Origin of the sequence: Collinsella aerofaciens (genome assembly GCF_015554145.1) — a bacterium.
Classification (GTDB): Bacteria; Actinomycetota; Coriobacteriia; order Coriobacteriales; family Coriobacteriaceae; genus Collinsella; species Collinsella aerofaciens_AA.
Genome location: NZ_JADNHZ010000015.1, coordinates 25,878 through 44,638, shown reverse-complemented (window position 1 = coordinate 44,638; position 18,761 = coordinate 25,878). Strand labels below are relative to the sequence as shown.

The window sequence follows — 18,761 nt, the reverse complement described above, 5'->3', positions numbered from 1 at the left end:
AACGCACGCATGGCTTCGATCTACGATCCAGAACTTGCCGAGGGTGCTTCGGCCAACGATATGGCACGCGAGAAATATGCGCTCGAGACGCTGGGCGCGCGTTTTGCAACGCACCCGCTGGTAGCCGACAACGGCAACGCCGTGCTGGCACCGGGTTGCACGGCACAGTTCCGCATGAGCTTTGCCATCCCAGAGAGTTGGAGCGACGAAGTGGGCAAACGCGTCACGCTCTACGCAAAGGCGCGTGACCTGGTGGCACTCGACCCCGTGACGCTCGAGGAAATTCGACCCGGCGCAAACTCGACGCTGGGTGCCGTACTGCACGAGCTTCATGTGCCCGACGCGGCATGCGAACGCTCAGAAGCTCAGGTCGGCGTATGCGACAGTGCGGATACGACAGGACTTCACGACGCCCCGATGACAGCAGACGGCGATGGTGGCTCGAGTGGCGGCGGTACTGACGAGGGCGGCGGCTCCGGCGGAAGCAGCTCCGGCAGCGGCAAGGATCACGGCAATAACAAGCGCTCCGGAAAAGCGGGCGCGCTCGCCGGCACGGGCGACAGCAACGTCCCCCTAACCGCAGCCGCAGCAGCACTCGCCGCAGTTGGGGCCGGCCTTGTCGCCTACAGCGCCCGCCGCACGGCGCTCGAAAAAGACACCGCCAATGAGGTCAATTCGGATAGGCCTCGCTAGCTCCTAGTTACTTTTGTGTGAGACGCCGACTCGGCTTATCGAACACCAAAAGGGGCTGGCCCCGATAACTCGGAGCCAGCCCTGAGTCGCCTGACGTGAGAATCGCGGCGTTATTTGAGCTTCAGTGCCTCCATCATGGGCACGGCGGCGTCCCAATCGATCTTCCAGCCGATCGACACGCGGACGGTTTCACCCGTTGCGGGAGCCGTCGCAAACAGTGTATGGCCGTTGTCGGGACCGGTAAAGCGCAGCCACGTTATGCCGTTGTACTCGACCTGGTCGGTTGTTGTCTCCTTGCCTTCGTAGACCTGCTCTAGGCTTGCAACCTCTTCCTCCGGCGAACGCGGGAAGATGCTGATGTTCAGGCGTCCTCCAGTCTCGTCGTGGAAGAAGTTTGCCTTTTCGCGCTCTTCGTCGGACGAATCCAGCGTGTACCCATCGGCGGCCTCGATGCTGTACGATGCGCAGTCGATGCCCGTTAAATCTGCCTTCTCGCCAGAATCGGCCACGCCGCCGGCCGCCTTGAACTCCTTGGTCTCGCATCCCGTGGTGTCAAAGTGCATGGCCTCATAATTCTTGGCGGGGGCGTAAGCGTCTACGAACTCGACAGTGATGGGCCCGTAGTACGCCGTCTTGGGGGCCCAGAAATACACGTACTCAACGGTCTCGCCCGGGCCGATATCTGGCCTCTTGGAAAGATCGATGCCCTCGTGAAGCTCATCGGGAGCCTCGCTTGCAACGTAGTCGAGCACGGCCGCCTTGCCGGAAGTAAACAACGGGTCGCCTGCCTCAAGATCGCCCTGGGCAGCATGCACGTTAAAGGAACTGAACGTCCTGTTCTTTGTGTTGTTGTTGGTAATCTTGATGTGCAGGTAAAAGCCGTCCTGCTTCTTGGCATCACCGCGATAGAACGTACCGTGAGCCACCGACTCATAGGTAATGCCTGCCACCTCGACCGTCTGCGACTCATAGGCCTTGGGCTTCTCGGCCTTCTCCTGCACAGGTGCGCTCCCGCCCGAGCCACTCGGCGCATTACCGCCGCAGCCGGCCACCGTACATGCCAGCACGGCCGAAAGCGTCACGGTGGGAATTCCTAACAGCAGCTTCTTCGTCATGGGCTTCATCATCCTCACCGCTCCTTTCGGCTTGCAGCTCATCCGTTGCCCGAGTCCCAAGTCGACCCCGTGGCATCGGCTTCCGCTATGAGCGTATGACGAAACACGACGCCGGCGAAGTGACCCACGGCCCAAATAACGACCCGCCAGCGTTCCTTATGGGCCAAAGGGACTCGCACACGCACGCCCGTGGCCCATAAAACGAGACGCTTGTCCCACTGTTCGATTCGGAACAACAATCCGCACGACACGTTTTACCCGTTAATCCGAACGATTGTTCGATGGATTTCGTGTTGGGTGGAATCGCCCAAGGGCTGGGCTATGCTACCTTGACTATCTATATGACTTAAACGCAGCAAAGGAGTATCGAGAGAGCGAGCATGGCAAAAAACACCGCAAACTATGGTAACGACAGTATTCGTCAGCTCAAGGACGAGGAGCGCGTACGCCTGCGCCCCGCCGTCATCTTTGGCTCGGACGGGCTCGACGGTTGCGCGCATGCCGCCTTCGAGATCCTGTCCAACGCCGTTGACGAGGCGCGCCAGGGCTACGGCAAACTCATCACCCTTACCGCCTTTCGCGATGGCTCCATTCAGGTAGAGGACAACGGCCGCGGCTGCCCGCTCGACTGGAACCCTTCTGAGAAGCGCTTTAACTGGGAGCTCGTCTTCTGCGAGCTCTACGCCGGCGGCAAGTATAACAACAACCAGGGCGGCGACTACGACTTCTCGCTCGGCACCAACGGCCTGGGCTCCTGCGCGACCCAGTACGCTTCCGAGTACATGGACGTCACTGTCTGGCGTGACGGTAACAAGTACTCCTTACACTTTAAGAAGGGCAAGGTCGTCGGCGCCAAGAAGAAGGCGCTCGAGATTGAGCCCAGCGACGAGGACCGCACCGGCACCACCATCAAGTGGCGCCCCGATCTTGAGGTCTTTACCTCCATCAGCATCCCCCACGATTGGTATCGCGAGACCATGCGCCGCCAGGCCGTGGTCAATGCCAACGTGACCTTCCGCCTATGCATTGAGGGCGACGATGGCGAATTTACCGAAGAGGATTTTTGCTATCCCAAGGGCATCGAGGACTACGTGCTCGAGAAGGTCGGTGCCGACTACCTCACCGAGCCCTTCTTTATCGAGGCCGACCGCCGCGGTCGCGACCGCGAGGACCTGCCCGACTACAACGTCAAGATTACCGCGTGCATGTGCTTCTCGCGCACCTTCATGATGCAGGAGTACTACCACAACTCATCATGGCTCGAGAACGGCGGTTCGCCCGAAAAGGCCGCCCGTAGTGCTCTGACCAGCGCCATCGATGCCTACATCAAGCAACAGGGCAAGTACAACAAAAACGAGAGCGGCATTAAGTGGCAGGACGTCCAGGACTGTCTGGTGCTGGTGACCAACTGCTTCTCCACCCAGACGTCCTACGAAAACCAGACTAAGAAGGCCATCAATAACCGCTTTATCCAGCAGGCGATGACGGCATTCTTTAAGGAGCGCCTCTCGACCTATCTGATCGAGAACAAAGACGCCGCCAACAAGATCATGGAGCAGGTGCTCATCAACAAGCGCTCGCGCGAGAACGCCGAGAAGACGCGCCAGAGCATCAAGACCAATCTGCAACAGAAGACCGACATGGCCAACCGCGTGCAAAAGTTCATCGATTGCCGCTCCAAGGACAAGAGCCGCCGCGAGATCTACATCGTAGAGGGCGACTCGGCAGCAGGCGCCATTCGCACGTCGCGCGATGCCGAGTTCCAGGGTGTCATGCCCGTCCGCGGCAAGATCCTCAACTGCCTAAAGGAAGATTATCCGCGCATCTTTAAGTCCGACATCATCATGGACCTCATGCGCGTGCTGGGCTGCGGCGTAGAGATCAAGGACAAGCGCATCAAGAACCTCGGTGCCTTCGACCTGGACAACCTCAACTGGAACAAGGTCATCATCTGTACGGACGCCGACGTCGACGGTTATCACATCCGCACGCTTGTGCTCACCATGCTCTATCGCCTGGTGCCCACGCTTATCGACGAGGGCTACGTCTATATCGCCGAGTCGCCGCTCTACGAGATTAACTGCAAAGAGAAGACCTACTTTGCCTACACCGAGCTCGAGAAGAACGGGATCCTCAAGGAGATTGGCGACCAGAAGTGCTCCATCAACCGCTCCAAGGGTCTTGGTGAGAACGATCCGGACATGATGTGGCTCACCACCATGAACCCCGAGACGCGCCGCCTGATCAAGGTAGAACCCGAGGACGTCACCAAGATGGAGACCATGTTCAACCTGTTGCTGGGCAACGACGAGACGGGCCGCAAGCGTCACATCTCCGAGCACGGCAAGGAATACCTGGACCAGCTGGACCTGCAGTAGCAGCAAATCGATAACGACGGCCCATAAGAAGTTCAAGAGGAAATCGTGGCAAAGAAGAAGACGAAGAACCAGCCCAAGAAAAAGCAGGTCAACGCCGAGAACGTCATCGGCCTGCACTCCGAGGTCACCGATCAGCCGATCACGCAGACGCTCGAGGTCAACTACATGCCCTACGCTATGAGCGTCAACGTCTCGCGTGCGTTCCCCGAGATTGACGGCTTTAAGCCCTCGCACCGCAAGCTGCTCTACACCATGTACAAGATGGGTCTGCTCAAGGGCGAGCGCCAGAAGAGCGCCAACATCGTGGGCCAGACCATGAAGCTCAACCCGCACGGCGACGCCGCGATCTACGAGACGATGGTGCGCCTGGCCACCGGCAACGAGGCGTTGCTCGCCCCCTTCGTGGAGTCGAAGGGCAACTTTGGCAAGTACTATTCGGGCGACCTGAGCTACGCCGCCTCGCGCTATACCGAGGCAAAGCTCTCCCCCATTAGCGCCGAGATCTTCAAGGACATCGACAAGGACCCGGTCGACTTCGTCGACAGCTACGACGGCGCCATGAAGGAGCCACGCCTGCTGCCCACCACGTTCCCCAACATCCTCGTCTCGGCCAACAAGGGCATCGGCGTCGCCATGGCATCCGATATCTGCGGTTTCAACCTCAACGAGGTCTGTACCGCCACAATGCATTACCTGCAGGATCCCGACTGCGACCTGCTCGAGTACATGCCCATGCCCGACTTCTCGACCGGCGGCGAAATTATCTACCGCCGCGAGGAGATGGAAAAGATAATCGAGACCGGCCTTGGCAGCTTCCAGATCCGCTCCCGCTGGCGCTGGATTCCCGAAGAGCGCATCATCGAGGTCTACGAGATCCCCTACACCACCAAAACCGATGTCATCATCGAGCGCATCGTCAAGCTCTCCAAGGAGGGCAAGGTCAAAGAGATCGCCGACATCCGTGACGAGACCGACCTTTCGGGCCTGCGTATCGCCATCGATCTTAAGCGCGGCGTCGACCCCGACAAGCTCATGGCCAAGCTCTATCGCTCGACCACGCTGCAGGATTCGTTCTCGTGCAACTTCAATGTGCTGGTCGATGGTTACCCTCGCGTTATGGGTGTGCGCCAGATCCTGCACGAGTGGGTCAAGTGGCGTATTGAGTCCACGCGTCGCCGCATTAACTTTGACCTGGGCAAAAAGTCCGAGCGTCTGCACCTGCTGCACGGCCTCGAGGCAATTCTGCTCGACATCGACAAGGCGATCGCCATCATCCGCGGCACCAAGCTCGAGGCCGAGGTCGTGCCCAACCTTATGAAGGGTTTCGACATCGACGAGACCCAGGCCGAGTTTGTTGCCGAGCTCAAGCTCCGCAACATCAACGAGGAGTACATCCTCAACCGCACCAAGGACATTGCCAAGCTTGAGGGCGAGATTGCCGAGCTTGAGGAGATCCTCTCCAGCGAGGAGAACATCAAGAAAGTCATCAGCGACGAGCTGGCAGCGGTCAACAAGAAGTACGTGATGCCGCGCCGCACGGGCAGGATCGAGCCCCATGAGGTTATCGAGGTGAGCCTGGAGCCCGAGGTCGAGGAGTACCCGGTCACCATCATGCTCTCGCGCGATGGCTATCTTAAGAAGATGACGGACCGCGTGCTCAAGAAGGCGACCACGCTCAAGTACAAGGACGGCGACAAACCCTTTATCGAGTTCCCGTCCTCCAACACCCACGAGCTGCTGGTCTTTACCAATAAGAGCCAGGTGTACAAGTGCAAGGTTGCGGCGTTTGAGGACACCAAGTCGGCCCAGCTGGGCTCGTACCTGCCGACCGATCTTGAGATGGAACCCGACGAGAGCGTCATCTGGGTCATCGACCCCGAGGATTACAAGGCCGATGTGCTGTTCGTCTTTGAGAACGGCCGCGTGGTGCGCGTCGCACTTTCCGGATACGTCACCAAGACCAACCGCAAGCGCCTCAAGAACGCCATCTACGGCGGCAGCAAGCTGCTGTATGCGCAGGTGCTCAAGGAAGACCGCGACCTCGCGCTGGTCTCGAGCGACTACCGCCTGATGAACTTCAACACGTCGCTGCTCAAGACCAAGACGACCACCAACACGCAGGGCGTCCAGGCTTTCACGGCCAAGAAAGGCCGCTCGGTCACCACCGTCGGCACGACCGAGGAGATTCTTGGCGCCGGTGTCTCGGCCGAGAAGTTCACCGCACAGAGCCTCCCCTCTGCCGGTGCGCTCATGAAGGAAAACGACATGCCGAGCTTGTTTGACTAAAACAACGGCGACCAAACCGTCATGGGTTCACAAAGCAGCGGGGCCCGGAGCGCATCAGCATTGCGCTCCGGGCCCCGCTCGTTGCAACGTATATCATATGCCCCACACGGGAATCGCTTGGACATCCTTGGTAATAAGGTATGGATCCGGGGTTTGACAGACAACGTGTCCAAACCCAATTTCATAGCCGGTCAGGCCCTCGAGACAGGAAAAATTCTTTACTGCATCTTTGCCCACCGTGGCTGACATCTTCACCTCGACGGGATGGAGAATATGGCCCTCTTGAATGAGCAAATCAATTTCGCGCTTCTTTTGGTCTCGATAGAACCATACGTCGCGAAGGCTCTTCCCCGCGTTCATAAAGCTCTTCAAAATTTCCGAGACAACGAACGTCTCAAATATATGCCCCGCCGCGGCCCCGTTGCGCAATTGCTCCGGCGTTATCCACCTCGTTAGATGACAAACAAGACCTGTATCCATAAAGAATATCTTAGGGGTCTTGGTCAGACGCTTATCGACATTAGGCCAAAAGGGCTCGACAATCCGAACGATGTTCGACGCCTGCAAAACCGAGAGCCAAGCCTTCACCGTCTTACGGTCGACGTCAACGGTGTTTCCAATATCGGTGGCATTTAACAGTTGCCCCGTTCTCGCTGCGCACGCGACCATAAAGCTGTAGAACTTCGCCTCATCCTTCACGTTTACAAGATCGCGAACATCGCGTTCGAGATATGCGGCAACGTAGTCGGAATAATAGGAGTCCCAATCGATATTTGGGTCTTGCAGTTCGGGCATCGAACCCCTATGGATGATGTTCCAAATATTTCCCGAAGACATCTTAGAGGCCAAGGAAACCTTTTTGGGGATATACGGACGAGGGCCCTGGGAACCACCAACAAGCTCTCGCAAGCTTAAAGAGGGCATCTCCAGAATTCTAATCCTCCCCGCCAAAGATTCGCTCACCCCTTTCATGAGGTGATATGTCTGGGATCCCGTGAGGACGATTCGGCCCTTCTCCTCTGATTGATCGACAACCCACTTCACCGGAGAAAAAAGCTCAGGCACGCGCTGAATCTCATCAATGATGATCGGCAAATCATGAGACTCGAAAAACAGGGCGGCATCCTCTTTTGCAAGAAGATAGTCCCGCGGGTTCTCCATCGAAACATAGTCGAATCGGTCGCCTAGATGTTGCTTGAGAACCGTCGTCTTCCCAACTTGGCGCGCTCCGGTCACCAGGACAACTTTTCCCTGTCCCAGCATCGAATCTATCGTCTGTTCAATTTCGCGCTCGATGTACATAGAATCGCCTCCCGTTATGGAGCCTATTATCTCGTACAAACGTTAATTGGTCAAAATCGGGAGTGCTACTCCCGATTTTCACTCACAATCTTCTGCCTGATTCTGGATCCAGCAGGGTCTCGGAGATCGCCAAGCGTATGGGCGTCGCCAGCAACTATGCAAGCCAGTACAAGCGCCGCCTCCTCGAGGACGGCGTTATCGGGGAACGTGGACGTGGCCTCGTCGGCTTCGACATCCCCGCGTTCAGGGAATTCTTGAGCGAGAAGGCGTTTTAGCACACCGGAATTGTCCGCTGGGGCATCGACGCATGGCAATCAGCATTCCTCTTGATAAGGACAGCAAGCATTTCCACCAACGCCGATTGCCATGCGTTCTTCTTACCCTTAGGCGAGCTTGCGAGCGAGCTCGCGCACCTCTTTCAACTTGGGCGAGGATGCCATGCTGTCGCGCTCGGTCTCATTGCCTGACAACTCCTCAACTGTCTTGATTCTCTCTCCGAGAATTGAACAGCAAATCGTTGGCCGCAAAGTGTCGACTGTGGGAAAATTAACTAGAGCTTTCTCCTGCTCGCGTGAGCGTTCGCGTGTATGAGCCTGGCCGAATCGGGCAGGCGCAATATAGATCCACGGAAACCGGCCTACGAACAAGGAGCGCCTTATGTATGGACAGCATGTTACACCGCAAACCCATAACAAACGCACTGGCCTGTCTATCCGCAACGTCAAGCTTCATGCAGGCGCCAGAGTCGTCGCCTTCGGATTAAGCATTCTTATGGCAGGGCAGCTTTTGCTACCCTGCGTAGCACTGGCGACCGAAATGCCCGAATCCGATGTCGCAACACTCATCACCTGCGACGAAGTCAACGCGGAAGGCAGTCTCACAGCAACCACCGTCGTCGATCATTACTACGATTTGGAGCTACCCCCTGCTTTCGAGTTGGTCCAGAACGAGGCTCTTGTATACGATTTTCCCGACAAACCCGAGGACTTCATCAACGGGCTTAACGACACCGTCCATCTCTTCAAGATCGACACCGATACCGAAAGCCTTATAAAAACCGAGAACCCCAAAGAGGCCAGCGTCTCTATTGCCCTGACCATGATCGACAATCACGTTAGAGCAACCGTAGTCTTTACAGGCAGTTACGCCGACGACCAAATCCCTTACAGGCTGAACCTCAACAGCTCAACCTACCTTGGCACACACGTTGACCGTGACTTCGACAGCGGGCAAGGGATTATGCACGAAACGCGGCACGATTACTACATCCGTTACGTCTTCGACAGTGACGTGCACTTGATTGCAACCGATACGAGCGGTTCCAAACCCGAACCGGAAACCAAGACCGAGCCCACACCGCAGCCCAATGCAAAAAAGCCCACGGCAAATCCCGTTTCCACCAAGGCAGTAGCGGCGGTTAAACCAGCCGGGGCCACCCTACCCGCGACGGGCGACAACGGTGCGATGGCAGCCGCCCTGAGTGTTGCCGGTGCTGTAGTTGCGGCAGTTGGCATTTCTGCAACAAGGCGTCGCAACCGCTAGCCAGCATTTCGTACCCCGCAGACAAAGCTCTATCCCCGCTCCGATGAGCTTTACTCACCGAGAAGTTTCTTCCCCACGAAAATGAGCTTTTCCAACGGTCGCCTTCACGCCATCAACGCCCCGCGAAACCGACGAAACAGACTGTGCCGAACCGCCATCGAGCTCTGCCCCATCGCAAACAGCGTCGACGGCGTCTTCTGGCAACATTTTTGGTCGCCATAGCTCCGATTCGGCAGGGCCCAGTCTCCGCTCGATCTCGAGCAAGACTTGTAAGGAGTCCTCAGTCAAGATCAACTACGGAAATCGTGACGAGCCGATACCGCTCGCAAGCCTCCTTCGGAATAGGTGCTGAGCAGTTCCTGGGCATGGGCGAACTCGGGTCCCCGCCTCCAACCGAGCAGGCGGTTGACCGCGAGGTTTCCCTGAACGCTGTGGACAAAGAGCGGTACCGCAAGGTAACCGACTGGTTCGATGCGCACGCGCATCAGAAGATTCTTTTCCTTGAACTGGGCGTGGAATTGCGCAACGGCGTCATAAAGCGCATGCTCGCTCAGATCGCAAACGCCTGCGAACACATCACGTACACCGAGTTCAACTACAGCCAGGCCATGGCGCCCGATACTTCGTGCGAGACGATTCTCGTTGATGGCGATATGGCCCCGGCCTTCGCGCGAGAACCTCGAGCGACACGAGCGCTTTGTGCGCGAGCGCAGCAACGGCCGCGTGCTGTTGCTGGAGCTCGGCGTGGGCGAAATGACCCCTGGTATCATCACGCTCCCGTTCTGGAGCATGGCCGCGAAGCTGCCGGATGCGCACCTGTTGAGCGTCAACATCACGGGCGACTCAGCCCCATTGCAGCTCGGGAGCAAGGAAGAGGCGATTCAGGCCGATTTGAGCACGCTGCTCTCGGTGACGCGGACGGGCGACGGTGCTTAAGCCTCCTTGTTGGTCGCTTTAAGGTACGCGTCGTCGTCCACAGGCTCCAGCCACTCGCTAGAGCCATCCTCGCCCGGAACCTCCAGCGCCAGATGGGAGAACCAGCTGTCGGGCACGGCGCCGTGCCAGTGCTTCACTCCCGGGGCGATGTTGACCACGTCGCCGGGGTGCAGCTCCTGTGCCGGCTTGCCCCACTCCTGGTAAAACCCTCGACCAGCCACGCAGACGAGGATCTGTCCGCCACCGCTTTTGGCGTGATGGATATGCCAGTTGTTGCGGCAGCCAGGCTCAAACGTCACGTTGTAGACGCCAACCTGCTCGGTGGAAAGGGGCGCGAGGTAGCTTTGACCGATAAAGAACTTCGCGAAGGCGTCGTTGGGGGCACCGATGGGGAAAACCATCTCGTTTTGGTGCTGAGCCTTTGCGTCGGCGGCATCGTCGTCCACCCAGACCTCCTTCGCCATGCGGAAGGCCGCCCATGCCTTGGGCCAACCCGCGTAAAACGCCGCGTGCGTAAGGATTTCCGCTATCTCCGCCCTGGTCACGCCGTTGTTCTTCGCGGACGTCAGGTGATATTTGAACGAAGAGTCCGTCAGTCCCTGCGCCATTAGGGCCACCACCGTCACCACGCTGCGGTCGCGCAAGGAGAGCTCGCCCTCCCGGCTCCATACCTCGCCGAACAGCACGTCGTCATTGAGCTGTGCGAATTTGGGAGCGAACTCCCCCAGGGCATCTCTGCCCGCCGTCTGCTTAATCGTCATGTTTGATTCCTCCTGCCGATGGTTTTGAGTACAAACTGCTTTCGCGCAGCTAAGCCGCGCCTAGATTTCCATGCCCATTCGTTGCGCCTGCTCCAGAGCGGGATGCCCGGCGATATCGCCCACACCGTTCACGCCGCCGGCGAATACCGTTCCGGCAAGCGTGCAGCGGGGGAAGCAGTCAACCCATCCCTGCACTGCCTTCTTCGCGCCGTCGAAGGTCGAGCGCCCGTCCTCCGCCGCCGTCGCCAGCAGATACGCCTCGGTGAATGCGTAATCGGAGCCGAAGAGCGGGTTGGCGCGGTCCAGCATGGTCTTGAGCTGGCCGCAAACGCTGTAGTAGTAGACGGGCGTTGCGAACACCAACACATCCGCATCGTGCATCTTGGCGGCAATTTCCACGGCATCGTCTTGGATGACGCAGTGCCCCAGCTTTAGGCAGGCAAGACAGCCCTTGCAGAAGCCGAGCTGCTTCTCGCGCAGGTGCACGGTCTCCACGCTGTGGCCTGCTTCCCGCGCGCCTTTGGCGAAAGCATCCACCAACGTCTCGGAATTGCCATTCTTTCGAGGGCTTGAAGAGACTATCAAAACCGTTTTGCTCATTACGGAATACCCCTTGCACTCCTTATATATATTGACGAAAATAAAGGTAATATCTAAACCTAACTTTAGGTCAAGGAGTAAATTCGAAATTCGTCCGGAGGGACCATGTACACAATCGGACAGGTAGCGGAGATGTTCGGTCTGCCCGTTTCCACACTGCGGTATTACGACAAACAGGGATTGTTTCCGGAATTGGAGCGGACGTCCGGCATTCGCCGATTCGGCGATACGGAACTCGAGGCGCTTCGGGTCATCGAATGCCTAAAGAAGGCAGGGATGGAAATCAAGGACATCCGGCTGTTCATGAAATGGTGTTCGGAGGGCCCATCGACATATCCCAAACGCAAGGCCATGTTCGAAGAGCGGAAGGCCCACATGGAATCGGAGATCGCGAAGATGAACCGTGCACTGGACATGCTGAAGTTCAAATGCTGGTACTACGAGCAGGCAATCCAAGATGGCAACGAGGATAGAGTGAAGGCGCTGATTCCCGACAATTTGCCAGAAGAAATCAAAGATACCTACGATAACGCCCACGCTCAATAATACCACCCGATGCTCAAGGGGCTTTGGCAAGGGGCTCTTTCCGAGCAGAACGAAAAAGAAAGCCTCCGAGCCAGAGGGTCCAGAGGCTGTTATTCCCGTTATTTCGCTGGTGGCTTTGCTCTGTGGCGACGCCGAAACAGCATCAGGCGGTACTCGACAGCACCAGAACGCGAGTTTAGAAGCCAGTTCCCGCTATTCCCACTCAGCGACTAATCCAGTCCGAGTGTTGTCGATGCGTGTCGCATCGTGCCGCCCAAGGGCTGATTCGTGCACAATTTGGGCGAATCAGGCCCTTGATTCGCGATTTAGGGAATGACTCAATTGATTCGCAAAACCGCAGGTCGCTCCTTTAATGACTCCCTGGTTTCCGCCGGGGTTCGTAGCGGGTGGCGTAACAAGGGGTGATTCAAAGGGTCGGAGAGATGCCCATAGCGCAATCGTCAGGTATTGGCGCGGTGAGGGACTTCTCGCCTCCATCAGTCCAAATCGTCAAGCTCCGAAAGACGTCGAGCTAGAGAAAAGGACCTATTTTCCCGTCATGGATTGGATTTACCTGCATGACTAGAGCCCTGGTGTAATTGGCTGGATCACCGTTCCGAGAACCAGTTTCGACCCACCTGTCCGCCAAGCTCCTTCTTCAGCTCCAGCCTAGCATCTGACTCGCGCCGCTATAAGCGAAAGCCGAAGAGATGCGTCTTAGCCAAGAAAATAAGGTTAGTCCTATCTTACTACATGATACGCGTGTTATAGTTAGATTGCTCTAACTATTTGGGGGCGATAGCCATGCACGAACGCAAGGGCTTCTGGGACAAGAATGCCGGTCGGTACAACCGTTTCATGCGAAACGACCGGGCGGCGTATGAGAAGATGTATGGGCTGATCCGGCCGGTGGTGAAAGCAAAAACCGTACTGGAGGTTGCCACCGGCACGGGGCTTATCGCAAAGAGCATCGTGGATGCGGCGGCGCACATCGAGGCTACGGACGCTTCTGCAAAGATGATCCTTGAAGCAAAGCGGGACAATCAATCCGCAAAGCTGCACTTTTCCGTACAAGATATGTTCCGCCTGCCCTATGCACAGAAGTCCTTCGAAGTGGTGATCGCGTCCAACGCGCTTCACATAGTGCCGCATCCGGAAAAGGCCCTGCAAGAAATCAGACGGGTGCTGAAGGACGACGGCGTGCTCATCGCGCCAACCTTCACTCACGCGGGGAGCTCGGTTTCCGGCAAGGCAAAAGCCTTTTTCATGAGTATGGCGGGATTCCCCCTCCACAGCAGGTGGACAAGCGAGGAATACCTATGTTTCCTGCGTCAAAACGGCTGGGCGGTGCAGAAAAGCGCAGTGCTGAAGGCCTCGTTCCCGTTGACCTATGCGGAATGCACGAAATCGGAGGGGCCAGATGTCGTTCTTTGAAAACACCCGCAAGCCCGTGGGCCTCGGCGGAAAACTTATGGTTGCCATGATGAATCTGGGCCACAGCCCTGTGGCGCGGTGGGGGCTTCGATTTCTACGACTTGCGCCAAACGCCAAGGTGCTGGATTGCGGCTGCGGAGGCGGGGCGAACATAAAACGGCTGCTGAAAAAATACTCGCATGGCATCGTCAAGGGCATCGACTATTCGCCCGTCAGCGTGGAGAAGGCTAGAAAGCTCAACCGAACTGCAATTCAGGAGGGGCGTTGCGCCGTTCTGCAAGGCAGTGTGGCGGATATGGCGTTTGAGAATAGCTACTTCGATGCTGCCACGGCCTTTGAGACCGTCTATTTTTGGCCTGATTTGCCCCGATGCTTCCGTGAGGTCTGGCGGACGCTGAAGCCAGGCGGGACAATTCTTATCTGCAACGAGAGCAATGGCGATACGGACAAGGACGAGAGGTGGACGCAGATCATCGGCGGCATGACCATCTACAATGACATTGAATTAAAGGCGTGCCTGGAGCAGGCGGGTTTTCACGAGGTGCAGATACACAAAAAGAAAAAGTGGCTCTGCGTCACGGCGCGGAAGTAGGGGTATCAAGCACGGGTATTTTTGCATCCATCCTGCACATGGCGATAGGCATGACGGTCATAGCGGCTATGCTGGCGGCAATTATGACAGTTTTTATTCACTGAGGAAGAAACCTATGAAATGTAAAACTGAGAAAAACACCGTGCAGGAGACGCTGATCCTCCCGCTGTATTCCCGGAAGCTGTGTACGGAGTTGTACCCGAACCTTTACAGGGATGAAACAGCGGTTCGTCTGCTCGACCAGATCGACTACGACTTTTCAGAGGCAGAGAAAAACTCCCGCAGCCTGATGCAGCGCTTTGGTGCGCTGGAGGTGGCCACACGGCAGAGTGATCTTGCTTTCGAGGTGCGGGATTACCCGAAAGGCCACCCCAATGCGGCGGTGGTCAATCTGGGCTGCGGGCTGGACAACACCGGCAGAACCTGCGACAACGGTAGATGCAAGATCTACAATCTGGACTTCCCGGATGTGATTGCCTTGCGGCAGCAGCTACTGCCCGCCGGGGATCGAGAACAAAATATCCCCTGCGACCTGAAAGACACCGCATGGTTTAGCAAAATCGATGCCTCCGGCGGGGCGGTGTTCTTTGCCTCCGGGGTGTTCTATTACTTTCTGACCCAGCAGGTCCGGGAACTGGTGCGGGGGATGGCGGACGCTTTCCCCGGCGGCGTGCTGGTCTTTGATGCTGCCAATCGGACGGCAGTAAAGATGATCGCAAAAACATGGCTTAAGACTGCAAAAATCAAGGATGTGGGGGCATATTTTGCGGTTTCGGATGCCGCCAAGGAAATCGGCACGTGGAACAGCCGTCTGCAGGTCGTAAGTCGCGGCTATATGCTGGGTTACAACGATTTGAGAGACCCTTCTGTCAGCGGCTTTTTCCGGTTTCTCGCAAGGGTCGGTGACAACGGGATGAAAATGCAAATCGTGAAAATAAGATTTTGAGAGGCAAAAATGAAGCGCATTCACTTTGACGTTGAAGAAGACGGCTTTTACGGCGCATATTGGGCGTGCAAGGACACGCATACAGCAGCGGGCACGGATTCGATTGAAACCGTGCCCGCTATCTGATGCTATATTATTTTATCGAACGTCTGTTCTATTCCCATTCAATGGTCGCGGGCGGCTTGGACGTGATGTCGTAGCACACGCGGTTGGCGCCGGGGACCTCAGCCACGATGCGGCCGGAGATGCGGGCCAGGATGTCGTAGGGCAGCTTGGCCCAGTCGGCGGTCATGGCGTCGCTGGACTCGACGGCGCGCAGGATGATCGGGCGCTGGTAAGTACGCTCGTCGCCCATAACGCCGACGGACTTGATGTCGGGCAGGACCGCGAAATACTGCCAGCAGCTGTGCTCGGAGTTGCGCTCGCCGGTCTGTTCAAACAGACGCTGGTTGTAAGCATCGAGCTCCTCGCGCACGATGGCGTCGGCATTCTTGAGAATCTCGAGCTTCTCCTTGTCGACCGCACCGATGATGCGGATGGCCAGACCCGGGCCCGGGAAAGGCTGACGGAACACAATGTGGCCCGGCAGACCGAGCGCCAGACCAAGCGCACGGACCTCGTCCTTAAAGAAGTGATCGAGCGGCTCGATAAGGTCGAAGTGCACGCCCTCGGGGAACGGGATCAGGTTGTGATGGCTCTTGATGGTGGCCGTCTTGCCGCCCGTCTTACGAGCGCCGGACTCGATGATGTCGGGGTAGATGGTGCCCTGAGCCAGATACTTGACCGGCTTGCCATCGCACTCGAGCTGCTGAGCAACCGCGAAGAACTCTTTCCAGAACTGCGTGCCGATGATGCGGCGCTTCTCCTCGGGCTCGGTCACGCCGGCCAGAAGCTCGGCATAACGGTCCTCGGCGTGGACGTGGATAAAGTCGACGTCGAACTGTTTGGTGAAGACCTCCTCCACCTGCTCGGGCTCGCCCTTGCGCAGCAGACCGTGGTTGATGAACACGCAGGTCATCTGCTTGCCCACGGCGCGAGCGCCCAGCGCAGCCACGACGGAGGAGTCGACGCCACCGGACAGGGCCAGAATCACGCGGTCGTCGCCGACCTTCTCGCGGAACTCGGCCGTCATGGTCTCGACCAGGTTGTCCATGCTCCAGTTGGGCTCCAGGCCGCAGATCTCAAACAAGAAGTTGCTCAGCAGCTGCTGACCGTACTCGGAGTGCTTGACCTCGGGGTGGAACTGCGTGGTGAAAATCTTGCGCTCGACGCACTCCATGGCGGCAACCGGGCACACGTCGGTGCTGGCGGTAACGGTAAAGCCCTCGGGCACCTCGGACACGGCATCGCGGTGGCTCATCCACACGGTCTGCTCCATAGGCGTGGAGTTAAAGAGCTTGGCGCCGGCCGTACGCGTGATGGTAGCACGGCCGTATTCGCCCACCTCGGAGTGGCCGACCTTGCCGCCAAGCGTCACGGCCGTGATCTGATGGCCGTAGCAAAAGCCCAGGACGGGAAGGCCCAGGTCAAAGATGGCGGGGTCGATGGACGGAGCGTCCTCGGCATACACAGAAGCCGGGCCGCCAGAAAGGATGAGCGCAGAGGCGTTCATCTCGCGAATCTCATCGGCCGAGATGTCGCAGGGAACGATCTCGGAATACACGTTGAGGTCGCGGACGCGACGGGCAATGAGCTGACCGTACTGCGCACCAAAGTCGAGTACGAGGATCTTTGCGGAAGCCTTTTGATCCATGGTTTCCCCCTCTTGTTGGCGGGGAGCCGGTGCCCACCCGCGCGAATAAACGAAAACAACTTTCATAGTGTACACGTTATATGGGGTTTCTCGTCCCTCGCAGCCATCAGCGCACGGCAAACGCACGACCTGGGCCCCTATTTGACGGCAATTGGAGTGTTACCAAACGTTACAGATGATGTAATACGTTTGAACATTGGACGCCCTGTGCCACAATACTGCCGAACGACTCCGCCTCTGTGGCGGCAAATACGATAGGAATACCAGAATGAAGCGCATCCTTCTCATCGCCACGGGCGGCACCATCGCATCGACCGAGGACGGCAACGGCCTCTCCCCCGCCCTGACCGGTGAGGAGCTCGCCCAGAGCGTCCCCGAGATCTCGGGCCTCTGCGAACTCGACGTCGTGCAGCCCATGAACATCGACAGCACCAACATGCGCCCCAGTGACTGGATGCGCATCCGCGACGTCATCGTCGAGGGTTATGCCGACCACGACGGCTTCGTGATTCTGCACGGCACCGACACCATGAGCTACACCGCGGCAGCGCTTTCCTACCTGATTCAGGACAGCCCCAAGCCCATCGTGCTCACCGGCTCGCAAAAGCCCATGGGCAATCCATTTACCGACGCCAAGCTCAACCTGTACCAGAGCCTGCTCTATGCGCTCGACGAGCACTCGCACGATGTCTCGATTGTGTTTGGCGGCGTCGCCATTGCCGGCACGCGCGCCCGCAAGCAGCGTACCATGAGCTTTAACGCGTTCATTAGCGTCAACTATCCGCCCATTGCCTATATCCGCAACGACCGCATCGTTCGCAACGGACTCCACGGCACTCACCAGAACGAAAACCCGGTTCGTTTCTACGACAACATCGACCCGCGCGTATTTGTACTCAAGCTTACGCCCGGCGTAAACCCGGGCATCCTCGATGCCCTTGCCGATAGCTACGACGCCGTGATTCTGGAGACCTTTGGCATTGGCGGTATCCCCGAGTTTGGTGAGTCGGGCGAGTCATTCCAAGAGGCAATTTTCCGCTGGGTCGATTCGGGCCGCACCGTCGTTATGACCACGCAGGTCCCCGAAGAGGGCCTCGATCTGGGCGTTTATGAGGTCGGCCGTGCTTACGCCGATCATCCGGGCATTCTGCGCGGCGACGATATGACAACCGAGACGCTCGTGGCCAAAACCATGTGGGCACTCGGCCAGTCACGCGATGCCGCCGAGATCCAGCGCCTGTTCTACAGCCAAGTCAACCACGACCGAATCCCGATGGTGTAATCCCTAAGGCAGTTCCACTTATCGCAGCCTTAAACGACAGGTGGGCCCCCTCGGGTCGTGCAAAAATCGGAGTATTCTGCAATTTCTCCGCCGGAGGCATAGAATCGGCCGATTGTTAGACGAGCTTTTAGGACGAAGGGGCCGTCTAGTAAATATTTATTCCTCATTTTTATTTAGCGTGTGGATTAACTACTGCCAAAAAGGCAAAGCCAGCCGCTCGAGCTACCATCTACGGCTGAGCAGGTGCTGAATACTCGCGATTTTGCACATCGCAACCAGGGGGACCCGCCCAAAGAGCGTCAAATACAGCGGTGGAACGCCCTATTCGATACCCTCGAGAAGCTCTGACACCGTCATGCCGAGTGCGGGCGCGATCTTAAATAGAACCTTGATCGTGAAATTTGCCGTCCCATCTTCGATTCGGTCGAGGTAGGGTCGACTGATTCCTGTCGCCACACAAAAATCAACCTTGGAGATACCAAGGTCTCTGCGTGTCTCTTCGACCCGCCTGCCAAGAATCTGTTTCGCACGTTCGTCCATGCAGCCGAGTTTGAAATGGAGCCGAACATAAACGTAAACTATAGTTTACGTTTTGCCTAATACACAGGAGTTTTCT

Annotated in this window: 18 protein-coding genes; 11 read left to right on the top strand and 7 right to left on the bottom strand. The window is 57.4% G+C overall.

Annotated elements, in window-relative coordinates; genetic code table 11:
• Nucleotides 1-9: 9 nt before the first annotated feature.
• On the top strand, nt 10-693 hold the full coding sequence (locus tag I2E13_RS07175; protein ID WP_195404658.1) for a hypothetical protein: 684 nt from the start codon (nt 10-12) through the stop codon (nt 691-693).
• A gap of 110 nt (nt 694-803) precedes the next feature.
• On the opposite strand, the gene I2E13_RS07170 is transcribed toward I2E13_RS07175, so the two are convergent.
• Nucleotides 804-1,820 (bottom strand): DUF4352 domain-containing protein, encoded by a 1,017-nt coding sequence (locus I2E13_RS07170; protein ID WP_195404657.1) that lies wholly within the window; start codon nt 1,818-1,820, stop codon nt 804-806.
• Between the two features lie 368 nt (nt 1,821-2,188).
• On the opposite strand from I2E13_RS07170, the gene I2E13_RS07165 reads away from it, so the two are divergent.
• Together I2E13_RS07165 and I2E13_RS07160 are read left to right on the top strand one after the other, a co-directional pair.
• The gene (locus tag I2E13_RS07165; RefSeq protein ID WP_195404656.1) at nt 2,189-4,186 is read left to right on the top strand and encodes a DNA gyrase/topoisomerase IV subunit B; all 1,998 of its coding nucleotides are present in this window, start codon (nt 2,189-2,191) and stop codon (nt 4,184-4,186) included.
• 45 nt (nt 4,187-4,231) lie between these two features.
• The gene (locus I2E13_RS07160) at nt 4,232-6,472 is read left to right on the top strand and encodes a DNA gyrase subunit A (protein ID WP_118065700.1); all 2,241 of its coding nucleotides are present in this window, start codon (nt 4,232-4,234) and stop codon (nt 6,470-6,472) included.
• A gap of 93 nt (nt 6,473-6,565) precedes the next feature.
• Here I2E13_RS07160 and I2E13_RS07155 read toward each other — a convergent pair whose 3' ends face one another.
• The gene (locus I2E13_RS07155) at nt 6,566-7,774 is read right to left on the bottom strand and encodes an ATP-binding protein (protein WP_195404655.1); all 1,209 of its coding nucleotides are present in this window, start codon (nt 7,772-7,774) and stop codon (nt 6,566-6,568) included.
• Nucleotides 7,775-7,911: 137 nt separating this feature from the next.
• On the opposite strand from I2E13_RS07155, the gene I2E13_RS10940 reads away from it, so the two are divergent.
• Both I2E13_RS10940 and I2E13_RS07150 read left to right on the top strand, forming a co-directional pair.
• Entirely contained in the window at nt 7,912-8,049 is a 138-nt protein-coding gene (locus I2E13_RS10940; protein ID WP_229057873.1) for a hypothetical protein, read from the top strand.
• 382 nt (nt 8,050-8,431) lie between these two features.
• The gene (locus I2E13_RS07150) at nt 8,432-9,316 is read left to right on the top strand and encodes an LPXTG cell wall anchor domain-containing protein (protein ID WP_195404654.1); all 885 of its coding nucleotides are present in this window, start codon (nt 8,432-8,434) and stop codon (nt 9,314-9,316) included.
• A 290-nt stretch (nt 9,317-9,606) separates the two neighbouring features.
• Here the strand turns inward: I2E13_RS07150 and I2E13_RS07145 are convergent, their stop codons facing one another.
• Entirely contained in the window at nt 9,607-9,891 is a 285-nt protein-coding gene (locus I2E13_RS07145; RefSeq protein WP_195404653.1) for a hypothetical protein, read from the bottom strand.
• A 70-nt stretch (nt 9,892-9,961) separates the two neighbouring features.
• On the opposite strand from I2E13_RS07145, the gene I2E13_RS07140 reads away from it, so the two are divergent.
• Entirely contained in the window at nt 9,962-10,252 is a 291-nt protein-coding gene (locus I2E13_RS07140) for a hypothetical protein (RefSeq protein WP_195404652.1), read from the top strand.
• On the opposite strand, the gene I2E13_RS07135 is transcribed toward I2E13_RS07140, so the two are convergent.
• Both I2E13_RS07135 and I2E13_RS07130 read right to left on the bottom strand, forming a co-directional pair.
• Nucleotides 10,249-11,013 (bottom strand): carboxymuconolactone decarboxylase family protein, encoded by a 765-nt coding sequence (locus I2E13_RS07135; RefSeq protein WP_195404651.1) that lies wholly within the window; start codon nt 11,011-11,013, stop codon nt 10,249-10,251. The two genes, I2E13_RS07140 and I2E13_RS07135, sit on opposite strands and share 4 nt — an antisense overlap.
• 60 nt (nt 11,014-11,073) lie before the next feature.
• Nucleotides 11,074-11,613, bottom strand: a complete 540-nt coding sequence (locus tag I2E13_RS07130) for a flavodoxin family protein (protein WP_195404650.1) — start codon at nt 11,611-11,613, stop codon at nt 11,074-11,076.
• A gap of 105 nt (nt 11,614-11,718) precedes the next feature.
• Here I2E13_RS07130 and I2E13_RS07125 point away from each other — a divergent pair, with 105 nt between their 5' ends.
• The 4 genes from I2E13_RS07125 (at nt 11,719) to I2E13_RS07110 (ending at nt 15,110) form a co-directional block, all read left to right on the top strand.
• Nucleotides 11,719-12,159: a MerR family transcriptional regulator gene (locus I2E13_RS07125; protein ID WP_195404649.1), complete on the top strand. Its 441-nt coding sequence runs from the start codon at nt 11,719-11,721 to the stop codon at nt 12,157-12,159.
• 783 nt (nt 12,160-12,942) lie between these two features.
• A complete protein-coding gene (locus I2E13_RS07120) occupies nt 12,943-13,572 on the top strand; it encodes a class I SAM-dependent methyltransferase (RefSeq protein ID WP_195404648.1) in 630 nt (209 codons plus the stop codon).
• Nucleotides 13,559-14,164 (top strand): class I SAM-dependent methyltransferase, encoded by a 606-nt coding sequence (locus I2E13_RS07115; protein WP_195404647.1) that lies wholly within the window; start codon nt 13,559-13,561, stop codon nt 14,162-14,164. Before I2E13_RS07120 ends, I2E13_RS07115 begins: the two co-directional genes overlap by 14 nt.
• 115 nt (nt 14,165-14,279) lie before the next feature.
• Entirely contained in the window at nt 14,280-15,110 is an 831-nt protein-coding gene (locus I2E13_RS07110) for a class I SAM-dependent methyltransferase (RefSeq protein ID WP_195404646.1), read from the top strand.
• A 154-nt stretch (nt 15,111-15,264) separates the two neighbouring features.
• Here the strand turns inward: I2E13_RS07110 and guaA are convergent, their stop codons facing one another.
• On the bottom strand, nt 15,265-16,863 hold the full coding sequence (gene guaA / locus I2E13_RS07105) for a glutamine-hydrolyzing GMP synthase (RefSeq protein WP_195404645.1): 1,599 nt from the start codon (nt 16,861-16,863) through the stop codon (nt 15,265-15,267).
• Nucleotides 16,864-17,131: 268 nt separating this feature from the next.
• On the opposite strand from guaA, the gene I2E13_RS07100 reads away from it, so the two are divergent.
• Nucleotides 17,132-18,145 carry an asparaginase gene (locus I2E13_RS07100; protein WP_195404644.1) on the top strand — a complete coding sequence of 338 codons (1,014 nt, stop codon included), beginning with the start codon at nt 17,132-17,134 and terminating at the stop codon, nt 18,143-18,145.
• Nucleotides 18,146-18,466: 321 nt separating this feature from the next.
• On the opposite strand, the gene I2E13_RS11280 is transcribed toward I2E13_RS07100, so the two are convergent.
• Nucleotides 18,467-18,685: a helix-turn-helix domain-containing protein gene (locus I2E13_RS11280; RefSeq protein ID WP_195404643.1), complete on the bottom strand. Its 219-nt coding sequence runs from the start codon at nt 18,683-18,685 to the stop codon at nt 18,467-18,469.
• Between the last annotated feature and the right edge of the window lie 76 nt (nt 18,686-18,761).